General features: G+C 68.7%; 13 protein-coding genes. 8 read left to right on the forward strand and 5 right to left on the reverse strand.

The features are described 5' to 3' along the window. Positions 1 to 136: 136 nt before the first annotated feature. The 5 genes from FG323_RS11105 (at position 137) to FG323_RS11125 (ending at position 9,796) form a co-directional block, all read left to right on the forward strand. Positions 137 to 1,921: an autotransporter assembly complex family protein gene (locus tag FG323_RS11105; RefSeq protein WP_141454678.1), complete on the forward strand. Its 1,785-nt coding sequence runs from the start codon at positions 137 to 139 to the stop codon at positions 1,919 to 1,921. After that, entirely contained in the window at positions 1,918 to 5,721 is a 3,804-nt protein-coding gene (locus FG323_RS11110) for a translocation/assembly module TamB domain-containing protein (RefSeq protein WP_255470153.1), read from the forward strand. The genes FG323_RS11105 and FG323_RS11110 overlap by 4 nt, the downstream gene beginning before the upstream one ends. Positions 5,722 to 5,756: 35 nt before the next feature. After that, complete coding sequence (locus tag FG323_RS11115) at positions 5,757 to 6,461, forward strand: SIMPL domain-containing protein (RefSeq protein WP_141454679.1); 705 nt, start codon at positions 5,757 to 5,759, stop codon at positions 6,459 to 6,461. Positions 6,462 to 6,466: 5 nt separating this feature from the next. Further along, complete coding sequence (locus FG323_RS11120; protein ID WP_141454681.1) at positions 6,467 to 7,552, forward strand: winged helix DNA-binding domain-containing protein; 1,086 nt, start codon at positions 6,467 to 6,469, stop codon at positions 7,550 to 7,552. 81 nt (positions 7,553 to 7,633) lie between these two features. Further along, complete coding sequence (locus FG323_RS11125) at positions 7,634 to 9,796, forward strand: S46 family peptidase (protein WP_141454683.1); 2,163 nt, start codon at positions 7,634 to 7,636, stop codon at positions 9,794 to 9,796. 67 nt (positions 9,797 to 9,863) lie between these two features. Here the strand turns inward: FG323_RS11125 and mnmG are convergent, their stop codons facing one another. Next, complete coding sequence (gene mnmG / locus FG323_RS11130; protein WP_141454684.1) at positions 9,864 to 11,753, reverse strand: tRNA uridine-5-carboxymethylaminomethyl(34) synthesis enzyme MnmG; 1,890 nt, start codon at positions 11,751 to 11,753, stop codon at positions 9,864 to 9,866. Positions 11,754 to 12,165: 412 nt separating this feature from the next. Then, on the reverse strand, positions 12,166 to 12,741 hold the full coding sequence (locus tag FG323_RS11135; RefSeq protein ID WP_181444180.1) for a hypothetical protein: 576 nt from the start codon (positions 12,739 to 12,741) through the stop codon (positions 12,166 to 12,168). A 149-nt stretch (positions 12,742 to 12,890) separates the two neighbouring features. On the opposite strand from FG323_RS11135, the gene FG323_RS11140 reads away from it, so the two are divergent. The 3 genes from FG323_RS11140 to FG323_RS11150 are packed head-to-tail and all read left to right on the forward strand — an operon-like array spanning position 12,891 to position 14,954. After that, positions 12,891 to 13,850 carry a pyridoxal-phosphate dependent enzyme gene (locus tag FG323_RS11140; protein WP_141454686.1) on the forward strand — a complete coding sequence of 320 codons (960 nt, stop codon included), beginning with the start codon at positions 12,891 to 12,893 and terminating at the stop codon, positions 13,848 to 13,850. Further along, entirely contained in the window at positions 13,835 to 14,467 is a 633-nt protein-coding gene (locus FG323_RS11145; protein WP_181444192.1) for a YdcF family protein, read from the forward strand. Before FG323_RS11140 ends, FG323_RS11145 begins: the two co-directional genes overlap by 16 nt. A 58-nt stretch (positions 14,468 to 14,525) precedes the next feature. Continuing rightward, a complete protein-coding gene (locus tag FG323_RS11150; RefSeq protein WP_141454688.1) occupies positions 14,526 to 14,954 on the forward strand; it encodes a ketosteroid isomerase-related protein in 429 nt (142 codons plus the stop codon). A gap of 309 nt (positions 14,955 to 15,263) precedes the next feature. On the opposite strand, the gene bioC is transcribed toward FG323_RS11150, so the two are convergent. The 3 genes from bioC to bioF all read right to left on the reverse strand — a co-directional run bounded on the left by bioC (position 15,264) and on the right by bioF (position 18,274). Further along, positions 15,264 to 16,148 (reverse strand): malonyl-ACP O-methyltransferase BioC, encoded by an 885-nt coding sequence (gene bioC / locus FG323_RS11155; protein WP_141454689.1) that lies wholly within the window; start codon positions 16,146 to 16,148, stop codon positions 15,264 to 15,266. Positions 16,149 to 16,188: 40 nt separating this feature from the next. Next, positions 16,189 to 16,974, reverse strand: coding sequence for a pimeloyl-ACP methyl ester esterase BioH (gene bioH / locus FG323_RS11160; protein WP_141454691.1), 786 nt, complete (start codon positions 16,972 to 16,974; stop codon positions 16,189 to 16,191). A gap of 100 nt (positions 16,975 to 17,074) precedes the next feature. Then, positions 17,075 to 18,274 carry an 8-amino-7-oxononanoate synthase gene (bioF, locus tag FG323_RS11165; protein WP_141454693.1) on the reverse strand — a complete coding sequence of 400 codons (1,200 nt, stop codon included), beginning with the start codon at positions 18,272 to 18,274 and terminating at the stop codon, positions 17,075 to 17,077. Positions 18,275 to 18,338 lie beyond the last annotated feature (64 nt).

Below are 18,338 nucleotides of genomic sequence, written 5' to 3' on the forward strand. Positions count from 1 at the left end.
GGCCCGATTCCGCAACGACATCGTCGCGATGATCCCGCCACGCGGGACGAGCCCCTTTTTCATTCAGCATCCTGGCCCGGATGTGTCCCTCATGTTCCTTTAACCCGAAAATCCCTTCGCCGGTTATCCTGCCCGCATGCGACGAATCGTCCCCCTCGCCACCCTGATCGCCTTGCTTGCCGCCAGTGGCTCCGCCTGGGCCGCGGCCACCATCGACAAGGTCCGCATCGAAGGGGTCGAGGACGAGACGATGGTCGAGAACATCAACGTCGCCCTGTCGCTGAACGACACGGTCGGCAAGCGCCTGGGCGAATCGCGGCTGGAGTACCTGCTGAACGAAGCCGTGGCGCAGACGCGCGAGGCGCTGGAACCCTTCGGCTACTACTCGCCCGACATCCAGGTGCAGGCCAACCGTACTGGCGACGGCGAGAACGAACGGGTGGAAGTGGTGATCCGCGTGTCCAAGGGCGAGCCGGTGCGGGTCCGGCGTTCGAGCCTGAGCATCGACGGCGAAGGCGGCGACGATCGCTACCTGAAGGAGGATCTGGCCGCATTCGCGCCACGCACCGGCGACATCTTTGATCACACCACCTACGAAGCCAGCAAGCTCAAGATCGTGCGGCGCCTGGCCGATCGTGGCTATTTCGACGCCGACTTCACCCAGCGCCGGGTGGAAGTCACCCGCGCCGAGCATGCGGCCGACATCGACCTGGCCTGGGTCAGCGGCATCCGCTACGACATGGGGCCCACCACCTTCCACCAGAGCAAGTTCGAACCCGGGCTGCTGGACAAGCTGGTGTACTGGGAGGAAGGCAGCTATTTCCACCAGGGCAAGCTGGACCGCCTGCGCGAGTCGCTGGTCGGACTGGACTACTTCAGCAACATCGACATCCAGGCCAACCCGGACAAGGCGGAAAACGGCCGCGTGCCGATCGACGTCAACCTCAGCCTGGCCAAGCGCACCATCTACACGGCCGGCGTGAGCTATGGTTCGGAGAGCGGCGCCGGTATCCGCATGGGCGTGGATCGGCGCTATCTCAATTCGCGCGGGCACAAGCTGTCGACGCAACTGGATTACGCACAGAACCGCAAGACCCTGCTGACCCAGTACCGCATTCCCGCCTTCAAGTGGCTGGACGGCTGGTACACCCTCGCGGTGCAGGCCAGCGACGAGCAGACCGACTACATCGATCTGCGCCACATCGAATTCATCGGCAGCCGCAGCGGCCAGATCAACGAGGACTGGACCGCGGTCGCCTCGATCCACGCGCTGCGCGAACGCTGGGCGTACTACGAGGACGAGGACGGCAACGATCTTGAATCGCCGGAATACCGCTACGCCACCTTCACCTATCCCTCGCTGCAGGCCGACTACCTCAACGCGCCGGTGGGTTCCAACCGCCCCGACCGTCTGGCCGGCTCGGTCCTGCTGCGCGGTGGCGTGGAAGGCGCCGGCTCGGATGCCAGCTTCCTGCAGGCACATATCCGCGCGCGCTGGTCCCGCGAGTTCGGCCGCAACAGCGCGCTGATTTTCCGTGGCGAGTATGGCCACACCTTCACCAGCAGCCTGGTCGGCATGCCGCCCTCGCTGCGCTTCTTCGCCGGCGGCGATCGCAGCATCCGCGGCTATGCCTGGCGCGAAGTGGGCCCGCGCATCGGCAAGTACGCGCTGGGCGCCAAGAACGTGGTCACCGCCAGCGCCGAATACGAGTACTACCCCGGCGGCGGCCCGTGGGGCGGCGCGGTGTTCGTCGATACCGGCAGCGCCTTCGACGGCGGCATGCCGGACCTGAGCACCGGCGTGGGCGTCGGCTTCCGCTGGCGCTCGCCGATCGGCCCGGTGCGGCTGGATCTGGCGCACGGCCTGAACGACCCGGATTCGCAATTCCAGATCTACCTCAACATCGGAACCGACCTGTGAGCCGGCCCGCCGACGACATCACCCCGGAAGAGCGCGAAGCCCGCATCGCCGAACTGCGGGCGCGACGCCGGGCGCGCATGCGCGTGCTCGCCATCCGCAGCGCGATCGGCACCGGCGTGCTGGTCCTGCTGCTGTGCTTCGGCCTGTACTGGTTGCTGCAGACCGTGGCCGGCCGCGACGTGCTGCTGGCGCAGGTGGTGGCGCGGCTGCCGGCCAACTCCTCGCTGACCTGGAAGAAGGTCGAAGGTCCGCTGGCCGGACCGCTGACCCTGCACGGTGTCGACTTCCGCTGGGACAAGATCCATTTCACCGCCGAGCGCGTGTACCTGGATCCGGATCTGCGTCCGCTGCTGGGCAAGCGCCTGCGGCTGGACGCGCTGGAGATCCGCAATGCGACCCTGGACGTGCCGGAAAGCGACGAGCCGTTCGAACTGCCACGCTGGCCCGAATCGCTGCCGCAGATCCAGATGCCGCTGGCGATCCAGGCCGACACCCTGGTCATCGACGGGTTCAGGATTTCCCAGGCCGGCGAACCGGTGATCGACATCCGCCGCGGGCGTGGCGGCATCGATATCGGCAACGGCTACTTCACCGCCGAGAAGCTCGCGCTCGATACCGATCGCGGCCGCTTCAACGCGAACGGCAGCTATGCGCCGGGCAAGCGCTATCGCACCGACCTGATCGCGACCGGCGTGTTCCCCGCACCGGCCGGCAAGGCCCCGGCTCGATTGGGCCTGGTCGCGCGTGGCGACATCAACAAGATGGAGATGGCGCTCGCCGGCAACGCACCCGCGCCGGTGCGGGTGCTGCTCACCCTGCAGGGCGCCGAGAATCCGACCTGGCATTTCACCGGCAAGACCGATCTGCTGGATCTGGCGTCGTTGGCCGTCACCGAGGACAGCCTGCCGCTCGCCTTCGATCTGAAGGCCGATGGCGCGGGCGGCAAGGCAACACTGCAGGGCCGCGTGGTCCAGGATCAGACCACGCTGGTGATCGATCCCTCGCAGGTGGCCATCGCCGACGAGGTACTGACGGTGGAACCGCTGGTCGTGCGCGCGTTCGAAGGCATCACCACCCTGCGCGGGCGCGCCGACTTCAAGGATCCGGCCAATCCGCAGTTCCGGTTCGCGGTCAACGCGCGCGGCCTGCGCTGGGGCGACAGCGCCGAGACCGCCATCGGCGCCAACGCCGATCTGGGCGTGGCCGGCCAACTGGAGAACTGGGCGGCGGTCGGCAAGGCCGGCTTCACCCGCGCCGGCGAGAAGGCGCAGGTCGAATTCGATGCGGCCGGCAACGGCGAGCGCGCCACGGTCAAGACGCTGCGCGCGAAGATGCCGACCGGCCAATTGGATGCCGATGGCGAAGTGGCGTGGACGCCGGTCCTGAAGTGGGACATGAAGGCGAAGCTGGCCGGCTTCGATCCCGGCTATTTCCTGGCCGACTGGGACGGCAACCTGTCCGGTGAATTCAGCAGCCAGGGACAGGCGCGCGAGGCCGGCGGTTTCGACGCCACCCTGGATCTGCCCAGACTGGCGGGCCGGCTGCGTGGGCGGCCGCTGGATGCGCGTGGCCAGTTCGCGCTGCACGGCGAGGACGGCGAGGGCCAGTTGGCGATGACGCTGGGCGGCAGCCGCGTGCAGGCCAAGGGCAAGGTCGGCGATCGGCTCGCGGTGGATGCTTCGCTGTCGCCACTGCACCTGGCCGATCTGCTGCCCACCGGCAGCGGCACCCTGCAGGGCACGGTCAAGCTGACCGGCGCGCGCACGGCGCCGGACATCGAGGCCGATCTGTCCGGCAACCAGCTGCGCTGGAACGACTGGAGCGCCGATACCGTCAGCCTGCGCGGACGTCTGCCCTGGCGTAGCGGCAACGGCGAACTGTCGGTGCGCGCGAACGCGGTGAACGTCGGCATGGTGCTGGACGAGCTGCGCCTGGACGCACGCGGCGCGGTGGAGGACCTGCGGGTGGACGGCGATGCCCGCAATCCGATGGGCGCGATCGCCCTGACAGGCAGCGCGCAGCGGCGCGGCGAAAACTGGCAGGGCGGACTGGATGCCTTGCGCATCGCACCGTCCAAGGGCAGCGCATGGCAGTTGCAGCAGCCGGCCCGGTTCGCCCAGCGCGGCGCCAACTGGACGCTAGGCAGTACCTGCCTGGTTTCGAACGACGGTGGTGCGCTGTGCGCCGAGGCCGACTGGCCGCGCCAGGGATTGAGCCTGCATTCGGATTCGCTGCCGCTCACGCTGGTGCATCCGTGGCTGCCGCAGAACAGCGGCCGCCCGCTGGTCCTGCGCGGCAACCTGGCCCTGGACGCCAGCCTGCGGCCACGCGGCAACGCCTGGGAAGGCAAGGTCCACCTGGCTTCGCTGGAAGGCGGCATGAAGCTGGGCAACAACGCGCGCGGCGAGCTGATCAGCTACGACAACTTCACCTTCGACGCCGACTTCAACCCGCAGCGCATCCAGGCGCGGCTGGGCAGCGGCTTCAAGGGCAACGGCTACGTCGACGCGACCGTCAATACCGGCTGGGACGAGTTCTCGCCGCTGCGTGGCGATCTGTATTTCCACAACTCGCGGCTGTTCTGGCTGGAACTGTTCTCGCCGGACCTGGTACGCCCGCGCGGCAAGCTGGCCGGCCACATCGGCCTGGCCGGCACCCGTGGCCGCCCGGCGCTCACCGGCGAAGCGGATTTGACCGAGTTCACCGGCGAACTGCCCGCGCTGGGCATCACCCTCACCGACGGCACCGCCCGCCTGGTCGCGCTGGCCGACGGCAGCGCGCGCATCGACGGCAGCGTGAAGTCCGGCGAAGGCGTACTGCGGGTCGACGGCAGCCTGGGCTGGAACAACGACACCACGCCGCTGCAGTTCAACGTGCGTGGCGACAACGTGCTGGTGTCCGACACCACCGATCTGCGCGCCATCGCCTCGCCCGATATCCAGGTCGGCTTCGCCGACAACACCATCCAGGTGCGCGGCGACGTCACCGTGCCGTCGGCAAGCATCGACGTCGAAAAACTCGACGATGGCGTTTCCGCATCCGAGGACGTGGTGGTGCTGGATCCGGCGGATCCGGAACGCACGCCGAGTTCGCGGCTGGATCTGGATCTCGGCATCACCCTCGGCGACAAGGTCGCGCTGAAGGGCTACGGCCTGGAAGGCACGCTGGGCGGCAACATGCGGGTGCGCTCGCGCCTGGGCCGCGAGATGGTCGCGACGGGCCGGCTGGACGTGGACGGACGCTACGAGGCCTACGGACAGAAGCTGCAAATCACCCGCGGCGAACTGACCTGGAGCAACAATGCAGTAAGTGACCCGCGCATCAACATCCGCGCCCAGCGCGAAGTGATCAGCGCGGGAGTCACCGCCGGCATCGACGTCACCGGCCGCGCCAGCCAGCCACGCGCCAAGGTGTGGTCGGATCCGGCCAGTTCCGAATCCGAGGCGCTGGCCTACCTGGTGCTGGGCCGCTCGCTCAACAGCGCCAGCAGCGACGAAAGCCAGCGCATCAACGCCGCCTCCTCGGCGCTGTCCGCTGGCGCCGGCCTGCTGGCCTCGCAGCTGGGCGCCAAGATCGGCCTGGACGACGCCGGCGTGCTGGAATCGCGCACGCTGGGCGGTTCGGTGTTCGGCGTCGGCAAGTACCTTTCGCCCCGGCTGTATGTCAGCTACGGCGTGTCGATGGTCGGCTCGGGTTCCGCGGTGACGCTGAAGTACCTGCTGCGCAAGGGCTTCGACATCGAGATCGAGTCCAGCACGATCGAGAGCCGTGGCTCGGTCAACTGGCGCAAGGAAAAATAGACGGGTTCATCCACTCCGCTGGAAAAGGAGATTTCATGCGTCAGGTTCTTCTTGCCCTGTTGTTCGTCCTTGCCGCTCCCACCTTCGCCGGTACTCCGCTTCCCGATGCACCGCATATCGTGGTGTCGGGCGAAGGGAAGGTCGCCACCAAGCCGGACAGTGCGCGCCTGAGTTTCGAATTCGAATCCCGCGCCTCCCAGCCGCTGCCCGCCAAGAAGGCCGTGGACGAGGGGGTAAACCGTCTGCTTGGCCTCGTTTCCCGTTTTGGCATCTCGGACGATGACATCGAAGCGGGAAGCCTGCAGGCCTCGGAGGATGTCGACTACACCGATTCCGGAAAGCGGGTTTCCAATGGCTACGAAGCCCGACGGGCTGTGACCGTGTTGCTGAAACGAATCGACGAGCTCAATGAACTGATTGACGCAGGCCTTGCTGCTGGCGCCACAGGCTTCGATGATCTCCAATTCGAGTCCACCCGCGCCGAAGCGCTTCGTTCCGAAGCCAAGCACAAGGCTATCCAGAATGCCCGCGCACAGGCGGATGAAACCGCCGAGGCACTGGGCGCGGAACTCGGGCCCATCTACAGCGTCGACAATGTCGGAGCGCAAGATAGATTCGGATATCAGGGTGAGACGCTGGACAAGGTCACCGTCACCGGAAGCAGGGCCGCCGGGCGCTATGTCGAGCCCTCCGTGGAATACCGAGCAAATGTCAGAGCGGTGTTCGAGCTCAAGCGCTGAACACAATGGACAACGCTTCCACCATCCCCGCGCAACGGCTTCACCAGCAGGGCATCAGCACCCCACTGGCTGACGATCCCGCCGACACGGTCCGCCACCTGCTGGCGGTGCAGGCACAGGACTACTACGGGTCACTGTGGGCAGTCGGCCTGCGGACGGCAGGTGCGCGCGAGGCCGATGTCGAACGGGCCATCACCGAGCGTCGCATCGTGCGCACCTGGCCGATGCGCGGGACGCTGCACCTGGTGGCGCCCGAGGATGCGCGCTGGATGCTGTCGCTCATGGCGGTTCGTGCACTCGACCGCGACCGCGCGCGCCAGGAGCGCGAGTTCGGCCTGGATGCGCGCACGACGGGCCGCTGTGCCGAGGTGGTCACGCGGCTGCTCGAAGGCGGCAGGCAGATGACCCGGGGCGCGCTCTACGAGGCATTGGCCGAACGGAAGATCGACACCGAAGGACAACGCGGCCTGCACATCCTGGGCCGACTCGCCCACGAAGGCCTGATCTGCCAGGGGCCGCGCGAGGGCAAGCAACCGACCTTCGTGCTGCTGGATGAATGGATTCCACGCATCGCCCCGCTCGATCGCGATGCGGCGCTGGCCGAACTGGCGCGGCGCTACTTCGCAGGACACGGTCCGGCCACCGTGCACGACCTGGCCTGGTGGTCGGGCCTGACCGTGCGCGATGCCCAAGCGGCGGTGGATGGCGCGAAATCGGCCCTTTCTCATCATGATCACGACGGTGTCCGCCATTGGTTCACCGAATCACCGACGGATCCCGCGCCTGCGGTTCCGACGGTGCACCTGCTGCCGCCATTCGACGAGTACCTGGTCGGCTACAAGGATCGCAGCGCCGCGCTGGATGCCGCGCACAACCGGCAAGTGGTCGGCATCAACGGGCTGGTCAGTCCGAGCCTGGTCGTCGATGGCCGCGTCAACGCGCTGTGGAAGCGCACGCTGGACCGGCAGGGCGCCACGCTCACGCTGACCCCGCTGCGCCCCCTGCGCAGGGCGGATCGACCGGCACTCGCGCGGGCCATCCAACGCTACGGGGAGTTCATCGGCCAGCCGGTGGTGCTCGCCGCGGACTGAGCGCCCATGCGGCAATCGCAATTGCCCCGCGCGGCGCGGGCCGCTATCGTCGCAGGCTGTCTTTTCCGAGGAATCCCGCCCATGAGCGCACGCACGCCCTTCACCGCCCTGGCCCTGGGCATCGCCCTGGCCCTGCCCGCGCAGGCCAACGAGGGCATGTGGATGCCCTCGCAGCTGCCGCAACTGGCCGGACCGTTGCGCCAGGCGGGTTTCGAAGGCGATCCGGCCGCGCTGGCGGACCTGACCCGGCCGCCGCTCAACGCGGTGGTCAAGGTCGGCGGCGCCACCGGCGCGTTCGTTTCCGCCGATGGCCTGGTGCTGACCAACCACCACGTCGCCTATGGCGTAATCCAGTACAACTCGAAGCCGGAGAAGAATCTGATCGATCAGGGCTACATCGCCGGCGATCGCGCCGCCGAGCTTCCGGCCAATCCCGACTACCGGGTGCTGGTGACCGTCGGTTTCGACCGCGTGACCGATGACGTGATGCGCGATGCCGCCGGCAAGACCGGCCGCGAGTACTACGACGCGGTGGACCGCGCCAACAAGCGCATCGTCAGCGAGTGCGAGCGCGAGGCGGGCATGCGCTGCAGCGTCGCCACCATGTACTACGGCGCCGATTTCTACCGCATCAAGCAGCTGGAACTGCGCGACATCCGCCTGGTCTACGCACCGCCGCGCGCGATCGGCAACTACGGCGACGAGATCGACAACTTCATGTGGCCGCGCCATACCGGCGACTTCACCCTGCTGCGCGCCTACGTCGGCAAGGATGGCAAGCCGGCGGCGTACAGCCCGGACAACGTGCCCTACCGCGCACCCGCGCACCTGCAGGTCGCGCTCGATGGCCCGAAGGAAGGCGATTTCGCGATGCTCGCCGGCTATCCCGGCATCACCTACCGCCACCGCTTCGCCAGCGAATTCAAGGAGCGCATCGAATGGGGCCTGCCGGCCAACGTCGAGGTACTGGACGCGCTGATCGGCATCGTCCAGCAGCGCGGCAAGGCGGATCCGGAAGCCGGCGTGAAGTACGCCAGCCAGCTGTCCGGCCTGAAGAACAGCAGCAAGCGCTTCAGCGGCGAGCTGGAAGGCCTGCGCCGCAGCAACGCCATCCAGGTCCGTGCCGACGCCGAGAAGGTGATGTACGCGTGGCTGGCGAAGTCGGGCGGCGACGCCACGTCGACGCGCGCGCGCATCGATCAGGCGCAGGCGCTGCTCGACCAGGCCAGCGCCATGCGCGAGCGCGACCTGCTGGTCGGCATGATCGACGGCCGCACCCAGCTGCTGCGCAGCGCGATCAACCTGCAGCGGCTGGCGCTGGAACGCGGCAAGCCCGACGCGGATCGCGAAGGCGGCTACCAGGAGCGTGATCTCGCCCTCATCGAGGGCCAGTTGAAGCAGGTCCAGCGTCGCTACGACGCCGGCATGGAACGCGCCTTCCTGACCGAGCTGGTCGGCCGCTACCAGAAGCTCCCCGACGCGCAGCGCCTGCCGGAATTCGATGCCGCCTTCGGTCGCGATGCCGCCAGCCTGGAAGCGACCCTCGCACGCGTCTACGCCGGCACCGCGCTGGGCGAGGAAGCGACCCGCGTCGGCCTGCTGAAAGCCGAACCGGCGGCGATCACCGGCTCGGCCGATCCGCTGCTGGCGCTGGCGGCGCAGTTGCAGCCGGCGCTGCTGCGCATCGAGAACGAGCGCAAGCAACGCGACGGCGATCTGCTGCGCCTGCGCCCGGCCTACATGCAGGCGTTGACCGGCTGGTACCGCAGCCAGGGACGCTCGGTCTACCCGGATGCCAACAGCACCCTGCGGATCAGCTACGGCAAGGTGGAATCGCTGCATCCGCGCGACAGCGTCACCTACTCGCCGGTGACCACCGTGGCCGGCATCGTCGAGAAGAACACCGGCACGGTACCTTTCGATGCGCCCAGGCCACTGCTGGCGGCGATCGCCAAGGGCGACTTCGGCAACACCGCCGATCCCGCGCTGAAGACCCAGACGGTCAACTTCCTGACCAACCTGGACACCACCGGCGGCAACTCGGGTTCACCCGTGCTCAACGCGCGCGGCCAGCTGATCGGCCTGAACTTCGACAGCAACTGGGAGTCGGTCAGCGCCAGCTGGATGTTCGACCCGCGCTACAAGCGCGCCGTGCACGTGGACATGCGCTACATGCGCTGGCTGATGTCCAAGGTCTATGCGGCCCCGCACCTGTTGAAGGAAATGGGGCTACCGGCGGAGTAAGCCGGCTTGTGGTGCCGCGCCGGCGAAAGCATCGGCGCGGCAGGCAGAAGCGCCTGCCCTGCCCGCGTCACGCCACCCGCGCGCGCCGCGCGCGGGTGAGATGCACCAGCAACAGCGAGATCGCGGCGGGAGTCATGCCGGGGATGCGCTGGGCCTGGCCGACGGTCTGCGGCTGCACGCGCGCCAGCTTCTGCTGCACCTCGGCCGACAGGCCGTGCACGCCGGCAAAGTCGAAGCCTTCCGGAATCGGGGTGGACTCGTTGCGTTGCTGGCGTTCGATTTCCTCGCGCTGGCGGTCCAGGTAGCCGGCGTACTTGACGCCGATTTCCACCTGTTCGGCGACCTTGGCGTCGTCCACCGCCGGTCCCAGCGCGGGTACCCGCATCAGCTTGGCGTAGTCCAGTTCGGGACGCTTGATCAGGTCCAGCGCGTTGGTCTCGCGGCTCACCGCCACGCCCAGCACCGCTTCCAGTTCGCGGCCCAGCGCGTTGTTGGGGGTGGCCCACAGCGCGCGCAGGCGCGCGGTCTCGCGGCCGACGGCTTCCTGCTTGGCGCTGAAGCGCGCCCAGCGTGCGTCGTCGACCAGGCCGAGTTCGCGGCCGACGCCGGTCAGGCGCTGGTCGGCATTGTCCTCGCGCAGCTGCAACCGGTATTCGGCGCGGCTGGTGAACATGCGGTAGGGCTCGTTGGTGCCGTGGGTGATCAGATCGTCGATCAGCACGCCGATATAGGCCTCGTCGCGGCGCGGCGACCAGGCGTCCTTCTGCTGCACGAAGCGGGCGGCGTTGAGGCCGGCGACCAGGCCCTGCGCGGCGGCTTCCTCGTAACCGGTGGTGCCGTTGATCTGGCCGGCGAAGAACAGGCCGGCGACCGCCTTGGTCTCCAGCGAGGATTTCAGCCCGCGCGGATCGAAGAAGTCGTATTCGATGGCGTAGCCGGCGCGGGTGATGTGGGCCTGCTCGAAGCCGCGGATGCTGCGCACCAGATCCAGCTGCACGTCGAACGGCAGCGAGGTGGAAATACCGTTGGGGTAGATCTCCACCACGTCCAGGCCTTCCGGCTCGACGAAGATCTGGTGGCTGACCTTCTCGGCGAAACGTACCACCTTGTCCTCGATGGACGGGCAGTAGCGCGGGCCGATGCCCTCGATCTGGCCGGTGTACAGCGGCGAGCGGTGCAGCGCGTTGCGGATGATCTCGTGGGTGCGCTCGCTGGTGTGGGTGATCCAGCACGACACCTGCGCGGGATGATCGGCGACGTCGCCGATGAAGGACATCACCGGCATCGGATCGTCGCCGGGCTGTTCCTCCATCATTGAATAGTCCAGCGTGCGACCGTCGATGCGCGGCGGCGTGCCGGTCTTCAGCCGGTCGACGACGAAGCGGCCTTCACGCAGCTTGTGCGCCAGCGCGGTGGCCGGCGGGTCGCCGGCGCGGCCGGCCGCGTACTGGGTCTCGCCGACATGGATCTTGCCGGCCAGGAAGGTGCCGGCGGTCAGCACCACCGCGGGGGCATGGAAGCGCAGTCCGGTCTGGGTAACCGCACCCCGCACGCTTTCGTTCTCGATGATCAGATCGTCCACCGCCGCCTGGAACACGGTCAGGTTGGGCTGTGCCTCCACCGCGCTGCGGATGGCGCGACGGTACAGCGCGCGGTCGGCCTGGCAGCGGGTCGCCCGCACCGCCGGTCCCTTGGACGCGTTGAGGGTGCGCCACTGGATGCCCGCGCGGTCGGCGGCCCATGCCATCACCCCGCCCAGCGCGTCGATTTCCTTGACCAGATGGCCCTTGCCGATGCCGCCGATGGCCGGGTTGCAGCTCATCGCGCCGACGGTCTCGACGTTGTGGGTCAGCAGCAGCGTGCGCGCGCCGGCGCGGGCCGCGGCGAGCGCGGCCTCGGTGCCGGCGTGGCCGCCGCCGATGATGATGACGTCGTAACGGTAGAAATCGTGGTTCATGGTTCGTGTTCAGCCTGGGAGGTCGGCGCGGTAGAGCGCCGGGCCGGGTGGTGCCGGATTGGCACGCTTCCTGCGAAATACCCGTGGCACCCGATGTGGCAAGCGACAGGGGCGTGGGCTGGAATTGGAACAGGGGCCAGCCATGCGCACAGCGGGGATGCCAGGGCCGGTAGTCGGGGGACTGCCGGCCCTTTTTTTGTGCGCGCAGGATACCGCGTCGGCCAATGAAAAACCCGGCCGAAGCCGGGTTTGAAGGGGCGCCGACGCCCGGCAGGGACCGGAACAGGGGGGATCCAGAACTCCCCACCGGACGTCGACATGGAACCTTTATCGCCTGTGACGTCAGAAAGCGACGCAACCGGTCAACTTCGGTTCCAACGGCCCGACGGCCGGCGACCTGCCCCTCCCCGGATCAGTTCTCGATGACCCGGACCCGTCCGCCACGGGGCTGGATTCGCGGCGCCCCGGCCGGACGCTCGTTGATGCTGCGCGGCATTGACTGCGGCCGCGACGGCGCGCCCGGCGAGACCCGGGGCGGAGCCCCTGGCGAGACCCGCGGGGGCATGCCGGGACTCACCCGTCGGGGCGGCTGGCCCGGGACCGCCGGCTGCTGGCCGTGCTCGCGCCAGGCGCCCCGGGTCGGGTCGCGCCAGGGTGCCGGGCGGTTGCCGCCCGGACCGCTGCCCGGCGGCGGCCGGTAGCCACCATGGTCGTGGCCCGGACGCGGACGATGCACCGGCGGCGGGTAATAGGGGTAGTACGGACCGTAATAACCGTAATAAGGCTGGCGTCCGTAATAGGAAGGCCGGTTGTAGTAGCCGCCGTAATAGCCGCCATAGACCGGATAGCCATAGGCGTCGTAATAGCGGACCACCGGACGGCCCTGGTAATAGCCTCCGGCCGCGCTGGCGCCGACATGGTCGTACGTCGCGCAACCGCTCAGCGCGGCCGCGGCGAGCGCAGCGATGATCAGCAGTCTTGGTTTCATGTGCGGCCCCTGACTTTTCCAGCGACTGCCAGCATCGGGCCGGCGGATTGAATCCGTGCTTAACCCTGGCCATCGCGGCCCGCGGGCTTCACCTGCCGTTGCCCCTTCCCTCCATCCAGCCGGGCCGGGCGGTGCGTTAACCTGTTGCCATGCCGCACACCCTGCCCACGTTCGACGACATCCTGGCCGCCGCCGCACGCATCGCGCCCCACGTCCACACCACGCCGGTCCTGCACTCGCGCGAGCTCGACGAACTGGCCGGCTGTTCCCTGTTCTTCAAGGCCGAACCACTGCAGCGCAGTGGTGCGTTCAAGTTCCGTGGCGCCTGCAATGCCGTGTGGTCACTGCCCGAAGCAGACGCCGGGCGTGGCGTGGTCACCCATTCTTCCGGCAACCACGGCGGCGCGCTCGCACTGGCCGCGCGCACCCGCGGCATCCCCTGCCACGTGGTCGTGCCCGAAGGCGCCGTGGCCGCCAAGCTCGCCTCCATCGAACGCTACGGCGCGACCATCCACCGCTGCGCGCCCACCCAGGCCGCGCGCGAGGCGGCCTGCGCGCGGGTGCAGGCAGAGACCGGCGCCCAGCTGATCCATCCGTTCACCCATCCGGCGGTGATCGCCGGGCAGGGCACCGCAATCCTGGAATTGCATAACAGCCATGGCGCGTTCGATGCGGTGATGACACCGGTCGGCGGCGGCGGCCTGAGCACCGGCACCGCGATCGCCACCGCGCGGGTCGCGCCGGATTGCCGGATCTACGCGGCCGAACCCACCGGTGCCGACGACACCGCGCGCTCGCTGGCGGCCGGTCGGCGCGTGGATGCTTTCACGCCGGACACGATCTGCGACGGCCTGCGCACCCTCGTCGGCGAACCCAATTTCGCCGCCCTGCGCGAGCACGGGGTGCAGGTGCTGGTGGCCGACGATGCGGAAACGATCTCGGCGATGCGCCTGCTCTGGCAATGCCTGAAGCTGGTCGTCGAACCCTCCTCGGCGCTGGTGCTGGCGGTACTGCTGAAGCATCGCGGACGCTTCGCCGGACAGCGGGTCGGGCTGGTGCTGTCCGGTGGCAATGTCGATCTCGACGCCCTGCCCTGGGGGCCGGCGTGAGCGTGAGCGGGACGCGCCGCCAGCGGCGCACGGGATTCTGGGGCTGGATGCGGCGCCTGCTGGTGCTGCTGTTGCTGTGGCTGGCCGGCGTGGCCGGCTATATCAGTTGGGTGGGCCAGCGCGATCAGGCCGCCCCGGCCGACGCCATCATCGTGCTGGGCGCGGCGGCTTACGACGCCAAGCCTTCGCCGGTGTTCGAGGAGCGCATCCGCCACGGCATCGATCTGTACAAGCGGGGCCTGGCCAGGACCCTGATCTTCACCGGCGGCTATGGCGGCTCCGGCGCGCGTTTCTCCGAATCGCAGGTCGGCCGCCGTTACGCCATCCGCCAGGGCGTGCCGGCCAGGGCCATCCTGATCGAATCGGTCTCCCGCAATACCCACGAGAACCTGCGCCAGGCCGCGGCGCTGATGCAGACCCATGATCTGCGCAGCGCGATCGTGGTCAGCGATCCGCTGCACATGGCGCGCGCTTTGCGCATCAGCCACGAACAGGGCATTGATGCGCTGGGATCGCCCACGCCGACCACCCGCTTCCGAAGCTTCACCACCCGCTGGCGTTTCCTGCTGGCCGAGGTGTACTTCTTCCATCGCGACCGGTTGCCGCAATCGCGCTGAGCGCCGCGAACGCGCGCGCGGAGTATCATCCGGCTTTGCTCCGGACGAGGCCACGCCCATGAAGATCGACGGCAACCGCAGGCAGGATCGCGCCACCGAGCTGGTGCTGACGTACTACGCGGCCTTCAACCGGGGCGACTGGGACGGCATGCTGGCGCTGCTCGCCGACGATGTCGTGCACGATCTCAACCAGGGCGCGCGCGAAACCGGACGCGAAGCCTTCGCCGCGTTCCTGGGCCGGATGAACGCCAGCTACCGCGAGAGGCTGCGCGACATCGTGGTGCTTGCTTCGCTGGACGGCGATCGTGCCGCCGCCGAGTACGTGGTGCATGGCGAATACCTCAACACCGACGCAGGCCTGCCGCCGGCCAAGGGACAGGCCTACGTGCTGCCCGGCGGCGCGTTCTTCGATATCCGCGATGACCGGATCGCCCGCGTCACCAACTACTACAACCTGCAGGACTGGATTGCGCAGGTGAGCCGGTAATACGGCGGCTGGTTTCGAAGAGAGCGAACAGCAAATCCTCCTCGGTCCCCCTTCTGCGAAGGGGGAGGAATGGCGGGTGCTTCGGTTCGGTGTGCGAACTATCAGTGCCGGTTCGGACGCAATCTTGGAGAGCCCCTTAATCAGCCATTCGGCTGTTGAAAGCGAAAAAGGGGGCGGGCGCCCGCGTCAGCGGGCGACGGGGATTTGCGCGGGATGAGGGAAGGCGCTGCATCTCCATGCCGTGCATGGCGGCAACGCCGACACTGGCCACGCCACTCGCCAGGCACCGCGGGCACAAATCCGCCGGCGCTACTCCCCGCGACGGCGGATCGGAATCCGCGACACCGGCACGCTGGCGATTTCCTCGCCCTGCCCGCGAATCGGCGCGCCCGGTTCCGGCGCCCAGGCGTGGGCGTAAATGACCTCCCAGGTGCTGGGCAGCTTGCCGTCGGCACCGCGCAGCGGTTCGTACGCCGCGCTGGCGGCGGCGAAGCGGCGGCGGCCAGTCAGGGTGTGCCGGCGCGCACTCATCGCGTTGGTCGCGCCCATCGCGCGCAGCTCGCGCATCAACGCTGGCAGGTCCGCGTAGGTCAGGGTGAAGCGATCCCGATCCAGCACGGGATCGCGGAAGCCCGACATCATCAAGGCGTCACCGAACTGCGCGATCGGGGTGAAGCGGCTGACGTGCGGCGTATCGTCGGCCTCGGCAAAAGCATCGCGCAGTTCCTGCAGCGTGTCCGGACCGAACGTGGAGCAGAGCAGCAGGCCGCCCGGCCTGAGCACGCGACGGAATCCGGCGAACACCGCCGGCAGATCCTCCACCCATTGCAGGCACAGGTTGGAGAACAACACGTCGACGCTGCCCTCGGCCAGCGGCAGCGCGCGCGCGTCGGCGCACACGCGCGCGAACGGTTTCCACCAGCCCGCCTGCTTCTTCGCCTCGCGCAGCATCGGCAATGCCAGGTCCATCGCCACCACCTGCGCCTTCGGCCAGCGCTTGTGCATCGCGGCGGCGGCATGGCCCGGTCCGCTGCCCACGTCCACGGCCAGCTTCGGCGCGCGATCGCCCAGGTAATCCAGCGATTCCAGCAGGCGTTTCTCGACTTCGTGCTGGAGCACGGCGACGGCATCGTAGCCGGCGGCCGAACGCGAGAAGGCGCGGCGGATGTGGCGGTGATCGAACTGGGAACTCATCGGTGGATTGTAGTCGGATGCGGGGAATGGCCCGGGCGGGTCATGTCCTGGAACCGGCGGACGCATGGCCGACGGCGGAGAGGAAGTCGATCAACTCGCGGGCAACCTGATCGGCATGGCCGAGGAAGGGCGCATGCCCGCCACCGGCGATGTCCACGTGCAGGCCCCACGGCGCCAGCGCCGCGGCGTCGCGCATGCCCGCCGCCGGCACCAGCCGATCGCGGCGGCCGGAGATCCACAGGCTGGGCATCGCCAGGCCGGCGAGCGCGTCGCGCAGATCGACCTGTTCGAGCAGCCGCAGGCCCTCCTGCAGCGCTTCCGGCGCGGGCTCGCCGCGCGCGTACAGGGTCTGCTTGAGCGTGCGCAATTCCTCGCGCGCATGTTCTGAACCGATCGTGTCCAGTGCCAGGAAGCGTTCCAGCGTGCCGCGATAGTCGCGCCGCAGTTCCTCGCCGAACTGGTGGAAAACCGAAGGCTCGACCGCGTGCGGCCAGTCCGCGCCGCGCACGAAGCGAGGGGTCGCGGCGATCAGCGCCAGTCCCAGTACCTGCGGCGACGATACCGCCGCCTGCATCGCGAACAGGCCGCCCAGCGACCAGCCCAGCCAGATCGCCGGCGGCGTGCGCGCGAGGATTTCCGTCGCGCACGCCTGCAGTTCCAGCGGCGTGGCCGACTCGCGGCTGTGGCCGTGGCCCGGCAGATCGACCAGATGCAGGGTGCAGCGATCCGCCAGGCGTTCGACCAGCGGCGCGAACACGCCGCCGTGCAGGGCCCAGCCATGGATCAGAACCAGCGAGGGGCCGCGGCCCACGACTTCGATATGCATGCGTTACGGAACTGGAAGCCGCCGGCGCAACCGGCGGGAAAAGACGGCGCCCATTGTCGCCGATCCGGGAATGGCGGCCGCGCGGGCGGCCACCGCGGGTTCAGGTGCCGACGTTGCGGATGCGGCGCACCGCTTCCCACGACCGCGCCAGCACATCGACCAGTTGGTCCACGTCCTGCGGCGTGTGCAGCGCCGACAGGGTGACGCGCAGGCGCGCCTTGCCTTCCGGCACCGTCGGCGGGCGGATCGCCGGCACCCAGAAGCCGGCGCTTTCCAGCGCCGAGGACAGCGCCAGCGCGTTGGCCTCGTTGCCGCACAGCACCGGCTGGATCGGCGTGTCCGAGGCCATCAGTTCCAACCCGCGCCCCTGGGCGGCGGTGCGGAAACGATCCACCAGGCCTTGCAGCTTCTCGCGGCGCCAGTGATCCCGGCGCGCATGCCGCACCGCCACCCGGGCGGCGGCGGCCAGCGCCGGCGGCAGCGCCGTGGTGTAGATGTACGGTCGCGCGGTTTCCGCGAGGTGCTGAATCAACGTTTCGCTGCCCACCACCACCGCACCGTAGCCGCCCAGCGCCTTGCCCAGCGTCACCAGTTGCAGCGGCACCTCGTCCACGCCCATCCGCGCCTCGGCAACGCTGCCATGCCCGTCCGGGCCGCGCACGCCCACGCCATGCGCGTCGTCCACGTACAGCAGGGCCTGCTGCATCCGCGCCACCAAACTCAATGCGCGCAGCGGTGCGACATCGCCATCCATGCTGAAGACGCCATCGGTGACCAGCATCGCCGCGCCTTCCGGCGCCTGCCGCAGCTGGCGCATCGCGCCTTCCGGATCCAGGTGCGGGTAGCGGCGCAGCTTGCAGCCCGCCAGACGGGTGGCGTCGATCAGGCTGGCGTGGTTGAGGCGGTCCTGCACGCACACGTCGCCGTCTTCCAGCAACGCCTGCTGGACGGCGAGGTTGGCCAGAAAACCACTGCCGAACAGCAGCCCGCGCGGATAGCCCAGCCAGTCGGCGATGTCCTGTTCCAGTCCCTCATGAGCCAGGTGATGCCCGGTGATCAGATGGGAAGCGCCGGCGCCCGCGCCATCGCGGCCGGCCGCGTCCTGCAGTGCGTTCTGCACCTCGAACTGCCGCGACAGGCCCAGGTAGTCGTTGCCGGCGAATTCGGTCAACCAGCGGCCATTGACCTCCACCCGCACGCCGTCGCGACGGGTGACGGTGCGGCGCACGCGCGAGCGTCCCTGCGCGGCGCGGAGCTTGCGCTGGTTCTGGACGCGTTCAAGCAGATCGGGACGGGTCATGGCGGACGGCAGCCTGGCAGCGGAACGGCGAACGGATTTCCTCAATTGCGCCGCACGGCCGGAA

Origin of the sequence: Pseudoxanthomonas sp. z9 (genome assembly GCF_006542425.1) — a bacterium.
In the GTDB taxonomy this organism is placed as follows: domain Bacteria; phylum Pseudomonadota; class Gammaproteobacteria; order Xanthomonadales; family Xanthomonadaceae; genus Pseudoxanthomonas_A.